Raw genomic sequence first — 16438 nt, forward strand, 5'->3', positions numbered from 1 at the left:
TGCGCCGCTACCGCGCGGGTCGCGGTGCACGGACGATCATCGGGGCCAGGCGGCGCAGCAGGTCGTCGGTGCACTGCGCCGGCGTGCGGCCGCCGGTGTCGACGACCATCGCCGGCGAAGTCGGGCGCTCGTACGGCGCACCGACGCCGGTCAGGCCGTCGAGCCCGCCTGCCCGCGCGAGCCGGTACAGCCCTTTCGGATCGCGGGCTTCGCAAATCGCGAGCGGCGTGCTGACGAACACCTCGACGAAACGCGATGCGCCGACGATGGCGCGAGCCAGCGCGCGTTCGCGTCGATACGGCGTGATGAGCGCCGCGATGACGACGAGCCCCTGATCGTTGAGCAGCCGCGCGAACTCGGCCGCGCGTCGCACGTTTTCCGTGCGATCCGACGGGGTGAAACCGAGATCGCGGCTCGCGCCGCCGCGCAGCACATCGCCGTCGAGCGTCGCGGCGACCACGCCACGCGCCGACAGCGCGGCGCGCAGGTGCATGGACAGCGTCGATTTGCCCGCGCCGCTCAGGCCGGTCAGCCATACGGTGACGGCGCGCTGGCCGGGCACGGCGGCGACGCCGTGCCGCGCGTCGAGCCTGCCGCTCGCGCGCGCGTTCATTGCGCGGCACCGTCGATCGTCATCGCCCCCCACTTCACGAGCGTCGCCTTCACGAGCCGTGCGTATTCGTCCCGCAGGCGCGGGCTGCGCGAATGATAGGCGCCGACCGCGTCCCAGGTATTGCCGTAGGCGGCAATCTGCTTGCGCAGGTGCCACGCGGCCACGTAGACGTTCACGCATTCGTCGAGCAGATCCTTGGCGCGAATCCCGAAGGCGGCCAGCTCGCGCAGGTGAATCGAATTGATCTGCAGCTCGCCGATGTCGGTCGTGCCGTTCTTGTTACGGTGGATGGCCTGCGGATTGCCGCGCGACTCGACGTTCGCGATGGCCCGCAGGATCATCGGGTTGACACCGTGATACTCGGCGGCCGATTCGAAACAATCGGCGTGCGCGGCCGTGCCGGCGCAGGCGAGCCACACGCACAGCGCGGCGCGCGGTACCCAGTGGCGCGGCCGTGGCGGCGCCGAATGACGTTGGTTCATGGTCGACCTCGAGACGATCGGGAATGGCGGTCAGCGACCGCGTCGAAGCGAAACTTAGCGACGTATCGCGGGGCACGTCGAGCGTCGAGCGGCGGCTGCGGGTGCCGCGCTTCGGATTGGCGCCGTTCGCTTCGGCACGCATCGGCGCGGGCGAACGCGGCCGATGCACCCGCTTCGCGCCCGCGCGTGGCGCTTCGCGCCCCACGCCGCGCGGCCGAGGCGGCCCGGTATAAAACCTTCATCCCCGCGCCGACGCCGTTCGGCCGGCGACCTGGACCGTCTGGAGAACGCCATGCCGAGAACCGAGGAACGCGACCCGAGCCTTCATCCCGCCGAGTTCGGCCACGATGCGCTCGCGCATGACACCGAAAGCGCCGACGGGCACATCACGTCGTCGCGGCTGGACCGTGCGCGATTCCAGGCGCTGGAGCCCCAGCCGCCCCTTCGGTCGCGAATTGCGCAATGGAACGACGAGGTCCGCCAAGCGACGCGCGCGGACCGCTCGCCTTCGACGTGGGTATCGCGTCCCGAACCGTCCCGATCGGCGGACATGACGCCGCCGCTGCCCGGTTCGCCTGCTCCGCTGGCATCGGCACCGCCGGGACGCCGGCCGATCGGTGCGACGTCGTCGCATCCCCGGCCGGCGCCGTTCGATCATCATCGGCCGACGGCAAACGACGACGACGCGCACGATGCGCGGTGGCGGCCCGACGATGGCGATTTCCGCGTGGGCGAATCATGGATGCCCACGCCGTCGCGTCCTGTGAGCCCGATGTCGTCCCGGCACGAGCACGCGGTGCCGCCCGAGCGCCGCGCCTCGGCATCCGATGACGGCCGCGTCCCGCTGCTGTCGGACGACGACGGTTTCCGTACGGAACCGCGGCATACACCATTCCCGTCGCGGCCGGTCACCCCGTCGACGACGTTCGACGCGAGCGATCGCGATAGCCGTGCCGGTACGTTCGCGTTCACCGATCGCGCCACGTACGATGCGTCGAACAACTGGCAGGATCCGTCGTTTCAGAACGATTTCACGCCGGGCATGCAGCGCCCCGGGCAGCCGCGCCGCTCCGGCATGAACGGGCCCGACGACCGCTGGACCTCGCGGCTGCGGCCGTGGGAAAACGTGATCGAAGGCGGAGCCAGCGTGATGGCGATGATGGCGCGGACCATCATCAACGTCGTGCAGTCGATCGCGCAGATCTTCGAGAAATGGGGCGACGCGCTCGTTTCGCTGACGCGCCGTTGACCGGACCGACCTCATCATGACGCCCATCTTCGACGAAACGCTCGCGCACAAGACGCTCTTCGAGCTGCTGACGGACGCCGCCGACGATCGCGACGCGTTCTACGACGCGATGCCGGCGCTGCCCGGCGCCTATCGCGACGTCAGCGGCACCTGGATGGTCGGTCGTTACCGGCTCGCGTGCGCCGTGCTCGACCACCCGGCGCTGACGACCCGTTCGCCGCTGGTCGAATGCGACGTCGTGCGCGACGAGGCCGGCCTTCTCGACACGATGCTGTTTGCCGACGATTCGATGCACGAACGCATGCGCAAGACGTTCGCACCGCTGTTCGCGAAGCCGCGCCTGGCGGCGTTGCGCACGCACCTCGCCAGCGACCTCGACGCACTGCTCGAGCAGGTTCCCGATCCGCGGCGCTTCGACCTCGTCGAGCACCTCGCGCAGCGCCTGCCGGCGCTCGCGGCGTGCCGGCTACTGGGCATCGACCCCGTGCACGCGCCACGCCTGCAGGCCCAGTCCATGGGGCCGATCCGGCTGATCAGCGCGATGCCGATCGGGCCGGCGGACCATGCGCTGGCGGTCGCCCAGACACGGCGTTTCGTCGACGAGCTGGACGTGCATCTCGATACCGTGTGCGCCGTGCTGCAGGCCGGCGGCACGCGCCCGGCGCTCGCGCGCCGTCAGTTGCTCGCCAACGTGCTGCTGACGTTCATCGCGGGCTATGGCACGACCATGCTGTCGCTGGGCAATACGTTCGCGCAGGCGCTAACGCGCCGCGATCTGTGGCAAGCGCTCGTGCAGGCGCCGCGGCACGTGCCGCTCGCGCTGCGCGAACTGATGCGGATCGAACCGGCCGTGCACGTGATGATTCGCTTCGCGCGCGCCGACGTCGAGCTCGACGGGCTCCGGATGGCGAAAGGCGATGTCGTCGCCGTGGTCGCCGCCGCCGCGAACCGCGATCCCGACGCGTTCGCCGCGCCGAGCGACATCCGTCTCGATCGCGCGCACGGCGGCCTCGTATTCGGCGCCGGTTCGCACGGCTGCCTGGGCGCCGCGCTCGCGCGCATGCAGCTGGCCGTCGTATTCGAAACGCTGCTCGCCCGCATGCCCGGCCTCATGCTCGAACCCGGCGCGCATCCGCGTCTGCAGGAAGGGGCGTTCCGCGGCTACCGCTCGCTGCGGGTGTACGACGCGGCCCGCGCCTGAGCGGCGCGGACGCACGGGCCGCCGAAAGTAACAGAACGTCACAAATGCCGGCCGCGGCGAAGCGACGGTGCCACGATGCGCTCACCGACACGTTCGTGTCATCCATCACGGGAGCGCCTCATGTCCTCATCGATCTACTTCGCCGTGGCTTCGACCCTCGCGTCGGTCGACGCCGAATCGCCGCTGTTCGCCATGATGCTGAACGGCCAGTTCCGCGACGCGTCGGTGGCCGCGGCGGCGCGCGCCGAGCCGGCCGTGCCGGGCGCGCCGGCCGACTACGCGAGCCTGCAGACGTACGCCGACGTGCTGCTGGTGCTCGGGCAGTACGAAGAAGCCGAAGACGCATACCGGCATGCGCAGAAGGCCGTGCGCGGCGAGCACCGCACGGCCCGCGCCGCGCTGTCGCGCAACGCCGGCTGGCAGGCCCTGTTCCAGAATCATCTCGGGACGGCGCTCAAATGCTTCCAGCGCGTGAGCGACGACGAAGACGCCAGCGCCGGCCAGCGGCTCGAAAGCCTCGTCGGCTCGGTGCTGGTGCTGTTCCGGCTCGGCCGCCTGGACGGCGTGCATGCGCTGCTGACCGCGTTGCACGGACAGGCGGGCCGCGCGCAGGATGCGCGCTGGACGCGCGTCGCCTACATGCTGAACCGCGACATCGTCGATCAGTACAAGCTGCGTTCGAGTGCGCAGTTGGCCGATCACATCTACTGGCATTCAGCGGCGCTCGAAACGCGCTCGAAGGCCTTCGACGAGACGTTGCCCGCGCAACCGGACGACACGCCGCCGATCGGCGTCCTGTCGCGCCACGCGGATTATCTGAATCATCTGCGCTCGCTCGCGGGCGGCGCCGAATCGGCACTCGCCCGCATCGAAACGCACTTGCGCTGGAGCCAGGGCGCGGGACTCGCGGAATACCACCGCGAATTGCGGCTCGAAGTCACGCTGGCCGCGCTCGCGGGGCGCCTCACGCACGTGGCCGAAACCACGCTCCACGTGTTCGGCGAACGCGCGTTCCAGGGCAACCAGCACGCGCACTGGTACAACGAGCTGCTCTATTGCCAGTCGAAACTCCGTCAGCAACAGGGCCGCCTGCAGGACTACGCGCAGATGTATGCGCGCTATGCGCTGCAGTCGCTGCGCCACGTGCGCGCCGACAGCGCCGCCGTGCCGGCGGTGGCCGCCGAACGCGCGCAGCCCGCCGCCGACGACATCGCCGCGCGGCTGCCCGGCAAATACCGGCGCGCCTATCGTTACCTCGTCGAGCATCTCGAGCGGCCGGATCTGTCGGTGCGCGAAGTGGCCAGCCATATCGGCGTCACGGAACGTGCGTTGCAGGCCGCATTCAAGGCCAATCTCGGCTACACGCCGAGCCAGTTGATCCGCACGCGGCGCATGGAACATATCCGCCACGACCTGCTGGAGGACGACGCGCACACGTCGAGCGTGCTGCGCATCGCGAACCGCTGGGGCGTCCAGCATCGCTCGACGCTGCTGAACGGCTATCGCCAGTTGTTCAACGAAGCGCCGTCGGAAACGCTCGCGCGCTGACGCCCATGTGCGCGCCCTGCTCGCCCATGCCGGAACCCGCCACGTCCGGCTTCACGGTTCCGCGCGTCATCGAGGCCGGCACCGTGCGGCTGCGCCCGTTTCGCGCGGACGATGCGCCGGCCCTGTTCGCGGTCCTGCTCGGCGATCCCGGCGTGACGGCGTGGCTGCCGATGCGCACCCATGCGAACGTCGCCGAAACGCAGGCGTTCATCGCCGGCTGCGATGCGGCATGGCGCGCCGGATGCCGCTACACGTGGGCGCTCGAGGACGCCGCCAGCGGCACGCTGCTCGCCGCGATCGAATTGCGGCCCGAGCCGCCGCGCGCGGAGATCGGTGTCGTGATCAGCCGGCTCGACGGTCACCGGCGTCGGCGGGCGTGTCTCGCCGCGCTGCTCAAGCTCTTGCGCTGGCTGCTGACGCGGCCTGCCCTGTGCCGCATTCACGCGTATTGCGCGCCGGAGGGCGCGGCGGCAGGCACACTCACGCGGCTCGGCTTCCGGTTCGAAGGCCGGCTCACGAACTGGGAGCCGCGCCCCAACCAGGGGCTGGCCGCCGCCGATGCGCTGCTTTTCGCGATCACGCGCGAGCCGGGCGCGGCCGCGCCGTCGATGCACCGGCTGGTCGACGCCTGAGCGCGGCGCGGCAATCGCGCCGCTGCCCGGCCGCCTCCCCGCCAGTCGACCCACCGCGATTCCGAGCGATTCCGCAGAGGACCTTTCCTGTGCGGCGCCTTAATCGACCGCCGCACGATCTCCAATAATGGCCGCTCGATCCACCGAGCCGCCAGGCCGGTCCAACAACAACAAAACGCCTATGCATTCCTGCCAAACGAACCAGCATGCCGGCGCACGCGTCGCGGGGACCCTCATTGCCGCCTGCCTGAGCGGCTTCGTGCCGGATGTCGCGCTTGCCCAGAGCAGCGTGACGCTGTACGGCCTGATCGACACGTCGATCACCTATTCCACCCACCAGCGCACGCGCGGCGCCGGCTCGCCCGGCAGCGGCGGCATCGCGATGACGAGCGGCGCATTGAATGCGTCGCGCTGGGGGCTGAGCGGCCGCGAGGATCTCGGCGGCGGCATGGCCGCGGTCTTCACGCTCGAAAACGGCTTCTCGGGCACCACCGGCAAGCTGTCTCAGAAAGGCGTCGATCTGTTCGGCCGCCAGGCATGGCTCGGCGTGAGCTCGCGGACGGCGGGCGCGCTGACCTTCGGCCGCCAGTACGACCTGATCCTCGATTTCGTGACGCCGCTCGGCGCGTCCGGCCCCGGCTGGGGCGGCAACCTCGCGGTTCACCCGTACGACAACGACGATTCGAACCGCAACCTGCGCATCAACAATGCGGTGAAATACACGAGCCCGACGGTTCGCGGGCTCAGGTTCGGCGCGATGGTCGGTTTCTCGAACGCGGCAGGCCAGTTCTCCAACAACGCGGTGTGGAGCACGGGCGTGTCGTATGCGAACGGGCCGCTGAAGCTCGGCGCCGGCTACCTGAAGATCAGCCGCGACCGCAACGCGCCGAACCCGGACGGCGCGCTGAGCACGGTCGACGGCTCGGCGACGATCACGGGCGGCAACCAGCAGATCTGGGCGGTGGCCGGCCGTTATGCGTTCGGGCCGCATTCGGTCGGCGCCGCATGGTCGCATTCGACCACCGACGGCGTGACGGGCGTGCTCCAGGGCGGCAACATCGCGCCGCTGAAGGGCGAATCGCTGGTGTTCGACAACTTCTCGATCGACGGACGCTACCTCGTCACGCGCGCGCTGAGCGTCGCCGCCGCATACACGTACACCATGGGCCGCTTCGACACCCGCACGGGCCACGCGCGCCCGAAATGGAACCAGGTCGTCGCGCAGGCCGACTATGCGCTGTCGAAGCGCACGGATGCGTATCTCGAAGGCACGTACCAGCGCGTGAGCGGCGGCAACGGCAATCCGGCATTCAACGCGACGGTCTGGACCATGACGCCTTCCGCGAACAGCAACCAGGCCGTCGTCGCGCTGGGGCTGCGGCACAAGTTCTGACGATGCGGCGTGGGCGGCGCCGTCGCGCGGGCGACCGAGTGCATGCGGCACACGCTTCCCCTGTCGCACGATCGCCATGACCGGCACGGACGAGGCCGCGCCCGTGCGCAGCGTCGTCATCACAATGGCGTCGCATACCCCCACCCGCGGCAGCAAGAATGCCTCCCGCCTGTCGCGTCTGCGCAAAAAATCCGGAGATACTGGGCACGTTGTGACATTTTTCCTAATCTGTTTGCAGCGACGCCGCGATCCGGCGTTCCGGCCGCAACATTCTTTCATCTGGCGCACCACCGGCTTACGAACCTGCATCACGGCAACGACGCCGGGCCTTTCGCGCCATGACGGCCGGACGGCCGCGTGCGAACGGCACGCGCCCCGCTTTCAACGCAGTCAACCGCTGGAGAAGAACGATGAGCAAAATGAACCGAATTGCGGTCCTGGCAACTTTCGTCCTGCTGGCCGGTTGCCATCACGCGGCGAAAACGCCCGAAAACGCCGCCGCGGCGCCGGCCCCGTCGAGCGAAACCGTCGCGACGGTAACGGCCGACGATCTGAACAATCCGAACAGCCCGCTCGCCAAGCGCAGCATCTACTTCGATTTCGACCAGTACTCGGTGAAGCCCGAATTCCAGTCGCTGCTGCAGGCGCACGCCGACTACCTGCGCAGCCATCCCGCGCGACACGTGCTGATCCAGGGCAACACCGACGAGCGCGGCACCTCCGAATACAACCTCGCGCTCGGCCAGCGTCGCTCGCAGGCCGTGGCGAGCGCGCTCGAAACGCTCGGCGTGCCGGCCACGCAACTCGAGGCCGTCAGCCTCGGCAAGGAAAAGCCGGTCGCGCTCGGCCACGACGAGGAAGCATGGGCGCAGAATCGCCGCGCCGATCTCGTCTATCGTTGATCCCGGCGCCGCCGCGGCGATACGCAAAAAGCATGGAATAAGCGGCCCGGCCGAACCGTCTTGTCATCGCGCAGACGCGCGGTTCACGCGAACCGCCTTTCCTGTGGCCTGCGCGCGGCAAGGAGAACACAATGAAATCGGCAACGTTGGCTGTGGCGTTGATCGCGGCGCTGATGCTGGTGCTGTCGGCGGGCTGTACGTCGTCGGGCAGCGGTACGTCGCAAGGACCGGGCATGAGCCGGTACGGCGGCGCGGGAGGCAGTGGAAGCGGAGGCGGAGGGGGCGGCGGCTACTGACACGCCGCCGCAACGAAAATGAGTGACGAAATCGCGCGCGAGCACCGAAAGCCGGCCGCTCGCGCGCGACGCTCTACCCCACGGCACGGCTCAACGCATCGCCTTCACGTCGGCCGGCGTGACGCTCGCGGGCTGGCCGCCCCACGTCGCGCGCAGGTAGTTCGCGAGCTGCGCGAGTTCATCGTCGCTCAGCGTTTTCGCGAAACCCCGCATCGGCTGCAGGTTTTCGAAGCCCGCGAACTTCTGCTCGTCGATGCCGTCGAGCATCGCGACCAGCAGGTTGCGCGAGTCGGCCTGACGCAGCGTCGAATTGCCGTTCATCGGCACCGCCACGTGCGGCTTGCCTTCGCCGTTGAAGCCGTGACAGCCCGCGCACACCGCGAGATACACCGAGCGACCAGCCGCCAGTTGCGCCGCATCGGCCGACACCGGCTTCACCGGTTGCGGCGCGGGCGGCGTATCGCCGAGCAGGTAGGTCGACAGGCCGCGCAGGTCGTCCTTCGTCAGGTACTGCGTGCTCAGGTGCACGACCGGATACATCTCGCCGAACGCCGAGCCTTGCGGCGCGATGCCGACGCCGAAGAACGTCTGCAGGTCGCTCCCCGTCCAGCCGCGCGCGGCGAGGCCGGCCGGCGTGATGTCGGGCGCGGCCACGCGGCCGAGCGCGGCGCCCGCGAACGGCTTCGCCCCGTCGAGCTGGCCCGTGAACGCGCGCGGCGTGTGGCATTCCGCGCAGTGGCCGAGCGCGCCCGCGAGATAGCGGCCGCGCCGCCAGTCGGCGGATTGGCCGGCCGACGCGTCCGGCAGGCTGTCCTTCAGGAACAGCATGTCCCAGAAGACCATGCCGAAGCGCAGGTCGTACGGAAACTTCAGATCGTGCGCGCGGTTTTCCTGCGCGACGGGCTTGACCGTCATCAGGTACGCGTACATCGCATCGGCGTCGGCGCGCGTGAGCTGCCGGTACGACGTGTACGGCATCGACGGATACAGGCGCTTGCCCGGCGCCTTGCCGTCGTGCAGCGCGGCGTAGAAATCGTCCGCGCTCCAGTTGCCGATCCCGTGCTCCTTGTCGGGCGTGATGTTCGAGCCGTAGAACGTGCCGAACGGCGATTCGAGCGCCGCGCCGCCGGCGAACGGCGCGCCGTCCTTCGCGGTGTGGCACGCCGCGCAGTCGGCGGCCTTGACGAGATAGCGGCCGCGCGCGATCTGGTCGGCGCCGGGCGCGCCGGACGCCGCCCTCGACGCCGGCGCGTCGTGGCCGCCGCAGGCGGCGAGCAGCAACGCGCAGGCCGCCGCGAGCGCGGGCAGGCCCGCCGCCCGCGCGGCACGATGAGCGAGTGTGCGTGTCATGGGGCTTCCTTCACGAGTCCCTGCGTCGTCAGCACCACGTCCTTCACGGCTTCGTAGTAGCGGACATAGCCCGTGCAGCGGCACAGGTGCGCGTCGAGCGCGTCGGTGATCGTGCGTTCCACGTCGGACTTCGCGATCGGCTCGCGCTTCAGGCGTTCGATCAGCACGGTCGCCGCGTTGACGAAACCCGGCGTGCAGTAGCCGCACTGGAAGCTGAAGTGCTCGAGGAATTTCTGCTGGATCGGCGACAGCTCGACCACTTCGCCGGCTTCGTTGCGCTTCGCGTGCCCTTCGATCGTGCGGATCGAACGGCCGTGGAAGAAGTACGCGCCGGTGATGCAGGTGCGCATTTCCTCGCTCGTGCCGTCCGGCTTGTCGACGATCACGACGCACGCGTGGCAGATGCCCTGTCCGCAGCCGAGCCGCGAACCGGTGAGGCCCAGGTACTCGTGCAGGAACTCGATCATCATCAGCCCTTCGGGCACCTGCATCGGGCCGACCGACTTGCCGTTGATGTCGACCGACAGCGGCTTCTGCTGGAACCGGACGAGCGGACGCTCGACGGCGGCCGAAGCCGCAGCGGGTGCAGCGGGTACGGATGCCGGAGCGGCCGAAGCCGCATTCGGCACGGAAGCGCCGGTCGCGGCCGCGCCGGCGCTCGCGGCCGAAGCCGCGGTTTGGGCGGTCGTCATGCGAGCACCTCCTGAATCTTTTGCGGGGTCACCGGCAGGTCGGTGAAACGATGGCCGATCGCGTGCGCGATGCCGTTCACGATCGCGCCGACGACGGGAATCATCACCACTTCGGCGACGCCCTTCGGCGGATCGGTCTCGGACAGCGGCGGCAGCACGTCGCCCGTTTGCGTCCAGACGGCGACGTCGGACGCGCGCGGCAGCTGGTAACGGTTGAAGTTCCACGTGCCGTTGCCGGGGCCGTCCTCGTAGAGCGGCAGGTATTCGTGCAGCGCATGGCCGATGCCCATCGCGAGACCGCCCTGCAACTGGCCCGACACGAGCTGCGGCGAAATCTGGTTGCCGCACTCCATGATCGAGTGATGCGTGAGCAGTTCGACCTTGCCGGTCGCTTCGTGCACGGCCAGCTCGACGAGCGTGCCCACCGCCGTGTAGTAGGTGACGGCCGCGTTGTTGCGGCTCGTCGGCGGGATGAACACCCGCTTGCGGTCGAGCACGCGATAGCCGTTCGCGGTCGGCGGCAGCGTGCCGCGCAGCGCGGTCGCGCCGGCCGGTGCGGCGGTGCCCGGCACCGGGCCGTAGTCGCCGGTCTTCGGCGCGCCGACGCGCAGCGACAGCCCGTCGATCGGCAGACGCTCGACCGCACCGCCCACTTCGAATTCGGCGTCGGTCCACTGCCAGCGGTTGAACACGTGCACGACGGCGCCGGTCGGCAGGCCGAGCGCATGCGCCTGCTTCGCGAGCTGCTCGAACGTCAGCGGCTCGAGGCCGTCGGCGGTCAGCTTGCCGTCGACCCAGCGCGCATCCTCGATGCGGATCGCATACGGCGCGGCTTGGCCGCCGCCCAGGCCGCGCGTCCAGATCGACATCGCGGCCGGCCACAGCCCGTAGCGGAACACCGCACGTGCGGCTTCGCGCGTGCTGTGCGTGAAGTAGTACGCGGAGTTCGTCGCGCTCGACGGCGACGCATAGCCGGGCGACCAGCGCGGGTTCGCGCTCAGGCGGTCCTGATCGGCCTGCGACATCAGGTACGGGTCGCCGCTCGTCTCGACCGGCAGGTCCGGCCATTCGGTGACGGCCACGCGCACGTCGGTCGCCGGACGGCCGAGCCATTTCGCGACCGCGACGGCCTGCGACGTCGACATCCCGGTGCCGATCTCGGCCGCCGTATGCTGCAGCGACACCTTGCCGTGCGCGTCGAATTCGACCTTCGCGAACGACGCTTCCGCACCCGTGCCGAAGTCCTTCTGCACGCACGCGAAGCCGACGCCGTAGCGCTTGCCCGGATGCGCGGCCTCGAATTCGGCCTTGCGCGCGGCACGACGCGTCCACAGCGGATGCTGCTTCGCGCGCTCGAGCACTTCGTCGACACGCAGCGCGCCGGCGGGAATCGCGCCCTGCGTGTTCTTCATCCCCGAACGCAGCGCGTTGCGCAGCCGGAAGTCGATCGGATCGAGGTTCAGTTGCGCGGCGATCTCGTCGACCGCCATCTCGGTCGCGGCCATGCTCTGCAGCGTGCCGTAGCCGCGCGCGGAACCGGCGTCGATCGCGCGCGACGCGATCGCGACGGCCGCGAGGTCGCTCTTCGGGAAGTAGTAGATCGATTGCGCGGCGGTTGCGCCGACCATCGCCACCGACGGCGAGAAGTTCGAGCGACCGCCGCCGTTCGCCTCGAAGTCGCCCTTGAACGACTGCAGCAGGCCCGTGTTGCGGTCGACCGCGATCCGGTAATGCATCTTGAACGCGTGACGCTTCAGCGACGTCTGGAACTGCTCGTAGCGGTCGTTCGCGAACCGTACCGGGCGGCCGTCCGCGTACAGCGCGCAGACGAGGCCGTAGAACGGCACGTTGAAGTGATCCTTCGAGCCGTAGCCGACCGTGTAGCACGGATGCACGAACAGCTTCTTCACCGGAAAGCGGCATTTCGCGACCATCGCGGCCGCGTTCTCCGACACTTCGAGCGGCGACTGGGTCGGCACGACGAGATGCAGCGATTGCGTCGCGGCGTCGTACCAGCAGTTCGCGTTGTCGGGCTCGAGCGCGGCCGTATCGACCGACTGCGTGTTGTATTCGCGCTCGAACACGAGCCAGTCGGCCGACGGATGATCGAGTTCGGCGGCGATCTGCCCGGCGAGGAACATGCCCTGCTCATCGAGCTTGCCGTGCTCCTTGCCGTCCGGCCAGACCGGCAGGTGCTTGCGCATCATGCTCGGGAAGATCGGCGCGTCCTTCAGGCTCGAATAGACGTCGTCGTCATAGGCCGTCTTGCCGCCCACGCGCACGTAGCGGAAGGTGCCCCACGGATCGCGCTCGAGCGGGCCCGTGACCGCGCCGTAGCGGATCACGTCGTCGCGGAACTTCAGCGCGTTCTTCGCGAAGCGGAAGCGCGCGAAGTCGTGATAGATCAGGATCGCGACCGCATGGCCGAGATACGCGGGCGTCTTGCCGGCCGGCAACAGCATGTCGTCGCCGTAGAACGCCGGGAACGCGACGCCGTCACGTGCGAGATCGTCGGCCGTGACCACGCGGTCCGGCTTCAGCTCGTCGCCGAGCAGCGACAGGTCGAAGCCTTCGTACGTCCGGTCGGCCTGCGTGACGCGCAGGATCAGCGCGTGCGATTGCTGCTGCGGCCAGTGCGGCATGTCGGCCGCGCGCACGTCGCGGGCGAACACTTTCGAGCCCGTGACCTTCGCGATGCCGTCGATGCGGAATTGGGGGATGCCGGTGACGCTATCCCATTTGACGGGTGTGAGGAGTTTTTCTTCGAAGAGCGCCGCGAACGCGCGGCTGCCGATGGGCGCGACATACACCGCGACACCCGCCAGCACGCTGGCTTTCAGAAAACCCCGCCGTGACAGGCCGTGGTTTTTCATTGGGGGGGAACCTCCTGAGGCTGCTCGGACGGCGATCGGGTGTCGCGGCGTTCGGAGCGGCGCGCATTCTGGCATTGTTTTAGATATATCGCCTATAGTATTTCCCGCATGAAATACTTATTGGAATTCTTATAACGGGGTTCAGCCGGGCTGCGGCGGGTGGTCGCAGGGCGATTCGCTGGCGGTTTGCATGCGGCCGGATGCCGTCGTACATCGTTCCGTTCGCAACGACCCGGCCTTTGCGCCGCCGAATCCGCAAGCCGCTCGCAGCCGGGACTGACGACCCGCACGACGCAATGCGCGGTGCCGCCGGGCGGCCCGCGCCGCCGCCGTTTTTTCATCAGTTGCTCCAAGAAACGCCGTCCTTCAGAACGGGGAGGAAAGGAGCGCCGCTGTTTGACAGCGGCATTCCACCGTTAAAATGGCCGGCATGATCCTTGTCTACCGCTACCGGGTGAAATCGCTCAACGGACTGCTCAACAAGCAGAGCCGTGCGGTGAACTACGTCTGGAACTTCTGCAATGACACGCAGAAGCATGCGCTCAAGTGGAGCAAGAAGTGGCCGACGGGTTTCGACCTGAACGTGCTGACGACCGGTAGCAGCAAGGAACTCGACATCCACTCCGGCACGATTAACGCGACGTGCGAGCAATATGCGAACTCGCGCGGTCAGCACCGTCGGCCCTACCTGCGCTATCGCGGCAGGAAATCGCTGGGCTGGGTGCCGCTGAAGGGCCGTGACCTGAAGCGCGAAGGTGACGCGTTCCGTTTTGCCGGCAACACCTTCCGCGTGTTCAACAGCCGACCGCTTCCCGAAGGCAAGATCAAGGATGGGTCGCCAGCCATCGAGACATCGTGTCGAGGTCGACAATCATGGCAGTCAGCGCGTCTCTCCTGAACTCCGTTCTCGCCACTCCACCCTCCGGCAACCACCGCGTGACGGCCGCGCTGCGTCCGTCGATGCTCGTGACGCTGTTCGAGGACGTGCGCCCGATGGCGCTGTCCGGACTCGCGAGCGGCTTCGTCGCGGCCGTCGCGCTGATCCGGCTGCAGCAGCTGTGGTGCCTCGCATGGCTCGTCGCCGACGTCGGCCTGCTCATTGCGCGCCTGTCGATCGCACGGGCCTACACGGTGCGGCGCAACGCCGGCGACGATCGCGCCGAATACTGGGCGATGCGCTATGCGCCGGTGTCGCTCGTTGCCTGCTTCGTGCTCGGCCTCGGCGTGATGGGCTGCGTGCAGGCCACCGACGTCGAACTCGGCACGCTGTCCGTGATGGTCGCGGGCGGCGTGTTCGGCGGGATCGCGTCGCGCAACTCGGCGCTGCCGCGGCTCGCGATGACGCAGGTCGCGCTCGGCGTGCTGCCGATCGGCGTCGGCGCGCTGCTGGCCCATCGGCCGGGCGCGTGGCTGCTGTTGCCGCCGCTCGCGATCTACCTGGCGGCGATGCGTACGGTCGTGCAGCGTCACTACCGCGTGCTCGTTGCGCTGATCGCCGCACGCCAGCGCAACGCCGAACTCGTCGCGCGCTTCGACGCGGCCCTCACCTACATGCCGCACGGCCTGTGCATGATCGACGGCGACAGTCGCGTGATCGTCGCGAACCGGCGCACCGCGCAACTGTTCGGCTCGCCGCGCGAGATCATGCTCGATACGCCGCTGCCGGCCGTGGTCGCCGCGCTCGGCGCCCATGCCGCGACCGATCCCGGCGGCGCCGGCCTCGCCGCGCAGTGCGACGCGTGGCTGAGCCGCACCGAGTGCGGGCCGCTCGACATCGTGCTCGCCGACGGCCGCCAGCTCGAACTGACGCGCCACCGCGTGCCGGACGGCAACGCGGTGATCATCGTCGAGGACGTCACCGCGCGCCGCCAGACCGAACAGCATATCCGGCACCTCGCGCGGCACGATGCGCTGACGGGGTTGCCGAACCGCCACGAACTGCATGCGGCGCTCAAGCGGATGCTCGCGCGCCGGCCGCGACTGCCGAGCCCCGCGCTCGCCGTCATGTATCTCGACCTCGACGGCTTCAAGTCGATCAACGATCGCTTCGGCCACCAGGCCGGCGACGAACTGCTCACGCAAGTGGCCGAGCGGCTCGGCAAGACGCTGCCGCCGGGCGAGCTCGCCGCACGCATCGGCGGCGACGAATTCGTCATCGCGATCGACGACACGACGATGCAGGCGTGCTCGATCCTCGCCGCGCGGATCATCCGGCAGATTTCGGCGCCGTACGTACTGTCGATCGGCGAGACCGTCTGTATCGGCATCAGCATCGGCATCGCGCTCGACGACGGGCACGGCTCGCCCGACGAGCTGATCCGGCAGGCCGACAGCGCGCTGTACGACGCGAAGTCGGCCGGCAAGGGCATCTACTGCTTCTACTCGAGCGGCAGCGGCAGCCGCCGCATGGCGCCGGCCGCCGCGACCTGAGCCGCCGCGCGCGCCGCGCATCCGCCCTTTCCGGGCCTGCCGCCGCTTCCCGACGATTCAATTCCGAAACGCTTTGCGGGTTCGCACGTGGCGCCGCGCGTTCGCATGTCACGTGACGTGTTCCGTAACATCGCAGGCCGGCACCCGGCACGATGACGGCAGAAGCCCGCACGATCGAAGCAGAGGGCGGCATTTACCGGCTGGCATTCTTATTGCTTCTTGATGGGGAAAGAACGTTTCAGGGAGCCCAACATGAATACCGTCGACGTCCTCGCGCAAACCGACATCATCGACGAACAGGCGGTGATCGACGGCGCATCGCTGATCCGCCGGCTCGTGTCCGACCGCCGGATGCCGGCCGCGTACGAAGCCGCATGCATCGACAATCCGCCGCTCACGCTGTACGGCGCGTTTCGCCAGGGCGTCGCCGATCACGCCGCGCGGCGGGCGAATCCGTATCGCGCCGGCAGCCGTTTCTGGGCACTGTGGGAAGAAGGACGTCTCGAAGCTGAAACATCCGGCCGGTGAGTCCGTTGCACGCGCCGATCCTGTCGCGACAAGGGATCGGCGCGAACTCGGATGCGCGAATGCTGCCGGCCTGAGCGCCGGCGTGCGTCACCGCTGCAACATCCGCGTCGTCTGACGGGGCCTCTCGCCGGTCGAGAAGAACGCGGGCAATCGCGACCGGCGTTGGATGCAACGACATCGATCATCAGCCGATCCCGACAGGGTCACCCCAGCGCGCACCGCACGTGGATGCCCGACGCCGCCCCCCAT

General features: G+C 68.9%; 13 protein-coding genes and 1 pseudogene. 9 read left to right on the forward strand and 5 right to left on the reverse strand.

The genetic code is table 11. The features are described from left to right. Window positions 1-7 precede the first annotated feature (7 nt). Complete coding sequence (gene cysC / locus CFB89_RS22820; protein ID WP_089469847.1) at window positions 8-613, reverse strand: adenylyl-sulfate kinase; 606 nt, start codon at window positions 611-613, stop codon at window positions 8-10. After that, window positions 610-1095 (reverse strand): lytic transglycosylase domain-containing protein, encoded by a 486-nt coding sequence (locus CFB89_RS22825; RefSeq protein ID WP_089469848.1) that lies wholly within the window; start codon window positions 1093-1095, stop codon window positions 610-612. Before CFB89_RS22825 ends, cysC begins: the two co-directional genes overlap by 4 nt. A gap of 292 nt (window positions 1096-1387) precedes the next feature. Between CFB89_RS22825 and CFB89_RS22835 the strand changes: the two genes are divergently transcribed. The 6 genes from CFB89_RS22835 to pal all read left to right on the forward strand — a co-directional run bounded on the left by CFB89_RS22835 (window position 1388) and on the right by pal (window position 8020). Further along, window positions 1388-2344, forward strand: coding sequence for a hypothetical protein (locus tag CFB89_RS22835; RefSeq protein ID WP_089469850.1), 957 nt, complete (start codon window positions 1388-1390; stop codon window positions 2342-2344). Window positions 2345-2360: 16 nt separating this feature from the next. Then, window positions 2361-3545 carry a cytochrome P450 gene (locus CFB89_RS22840; RefSeq protein ID WP_089469851.1) on the forward strand — a complete coding sequence of 395 codons (1185 nt, stop codon included), beginning with the start codon at window positions 2361-2363 and terminating at the stop codon, window positions 3543-3545. 120 nt (window positions 3546-3665) lie between these two features. Continuing rightward, window positions 3666-5093, forward strand: a complete 1428-nt coding sequence (locus CFB89_RS22845) for a helix-turn-helix transcriptional regulator (RefSeq protein WP_089469852.1) — start codon at window positions 3666-3668, stop codon at window positions 5091-5093. Between the two features lie 26 nt (window positions 5094-5119). Next, window positions 5120-5725, forward strand: coding sequence for a GNAT family N-acetyltransferase (locus CFB89_RS22850; RefSeq protein ID WP_179233513.1), 606 nt, complete (start codon window positions 5120-5122; stop codon window positions 5723-5725). A 181-nt stretch (window positions 5726-5906) separates the two neighbouring features. Next, window positions 5907-7118: a porin gene (locus CFB89_RS22855; protein ID WP_089469854.1), complete on the forward strand. Its 1212-nt coding sequence runs from the start codon at window positions 5907-5909 to the stop codon at window positions 7116-7118. 410 nt (window positions 7119-7528) lie between these two features. Further along, window positions 7529-8020, forward strand: coding sequence for a peptidoglycan-associated lipoprotein Pal (gene pal, locus CFB89_RS22865; RefSeq protein ID WP_089469855.1), 492 nt, complete (start codon window positions 7529-7531; stop codon window positions 8018-8020). 386 nt (window positions 8021-8406) lie between these two features. On the opposite strand, the gene CFB89_RS22870 is transcribed toward pal, so the two are convergent. The 3 genes from CFB89_RS22870 to CFB89_RS22880 are packed head-to-tail and all read right to left on the reverse strand — an operon-like array spanning window position 8407 to window position 13231. Continuing rightward, the gene (locus CFB89_RS22870) at window positions 8407-9666 is read right to left on the reverse strand and encodes a cytochrome c (RefSeq protein ID WP_089469856.1); all 1260 of its coding nucleotides are present in this window, start codon (window positions 9664-9666) and stop codon (window positions 8407-8409) included. Beyond that, a complete protein-coding gene (locus tag CFB89_RS22875; protein WP_089469857.1) occupies window positions 9663-10358 on the reverse strand; it encodes a (2Fe-2S)-binding protein in 696 nt (231 codons plus the stop codon). The genes CFB89_RS22870 and CFB89_RS22875 overlap by 4 nt, the downstream gene beginning before the upstream one ends. Further along, window positions 10355-13231, reverse strand: a complete 2877-nt coding sequence (locus CFB89_RS22880; protein ID WP_089469858.1) for a xanthine dehydrogenase family protein molybdopterin-binding subunit — start codon at window positions 13229-13231, stop codon at window positions 10355-10357. Before CFB89_RS22880 ends, CFB89_RS22875 begins: the two co-directional genes overlap by 4 nt. A gap of 430 nt (window positions 13232-13661) precedes the next feature. On the opposite strand from CFB89_RS22880, the pseudogene CFB89_RS22890 reads away from it, so the two are divergent. The 3 genes and pseudogenes from CFB89_RS22890 to CFB89_RS22900 form a co-directional block, all read left to right on the forward strand. Next, window positions 13662-14069, forward strand: a pseudogene (locus CFB89_RS22890) (RNA-guided endonuclease TnpB family protein); the annotation flags it as partial. Between the two features lie 35 nt (window positions 14070-14104). Beyond that, a complete protein-coding gene (locus tag CFB89_RS22895; protein ID WP_089469859.1) occupies window positions 14105-15661 on the forward strand; it encodes a sensor domain-containing diguanylate cyclase in 1557 nt (518 codons plus the stop codon). Between the two features lie 252 nt (window positions 15662-15913). Beyond that, window positions 15914-16189, forward strand: a complete 276-nt coding sequence (locus CFB89_RS22900; protein ID WP_089469860.1) for a hypothetical protein — start codon at window positions 15914-15916, stop codon at window positions 16187-16189. Window positions 16190-16438 lie beyond the last annotated feature (249 nt).

It is taken from the genome of Burkholderia sp. AU16741 (assembly GCF_002223345.1).
GTDB classification, from domain to species: domain Bacteria; phylum Pseudomonadota; class Gammaproteobacteria; order Burkholderiales; family Burkholderiaceae; genus Burkholderia; species Burkholderia sola.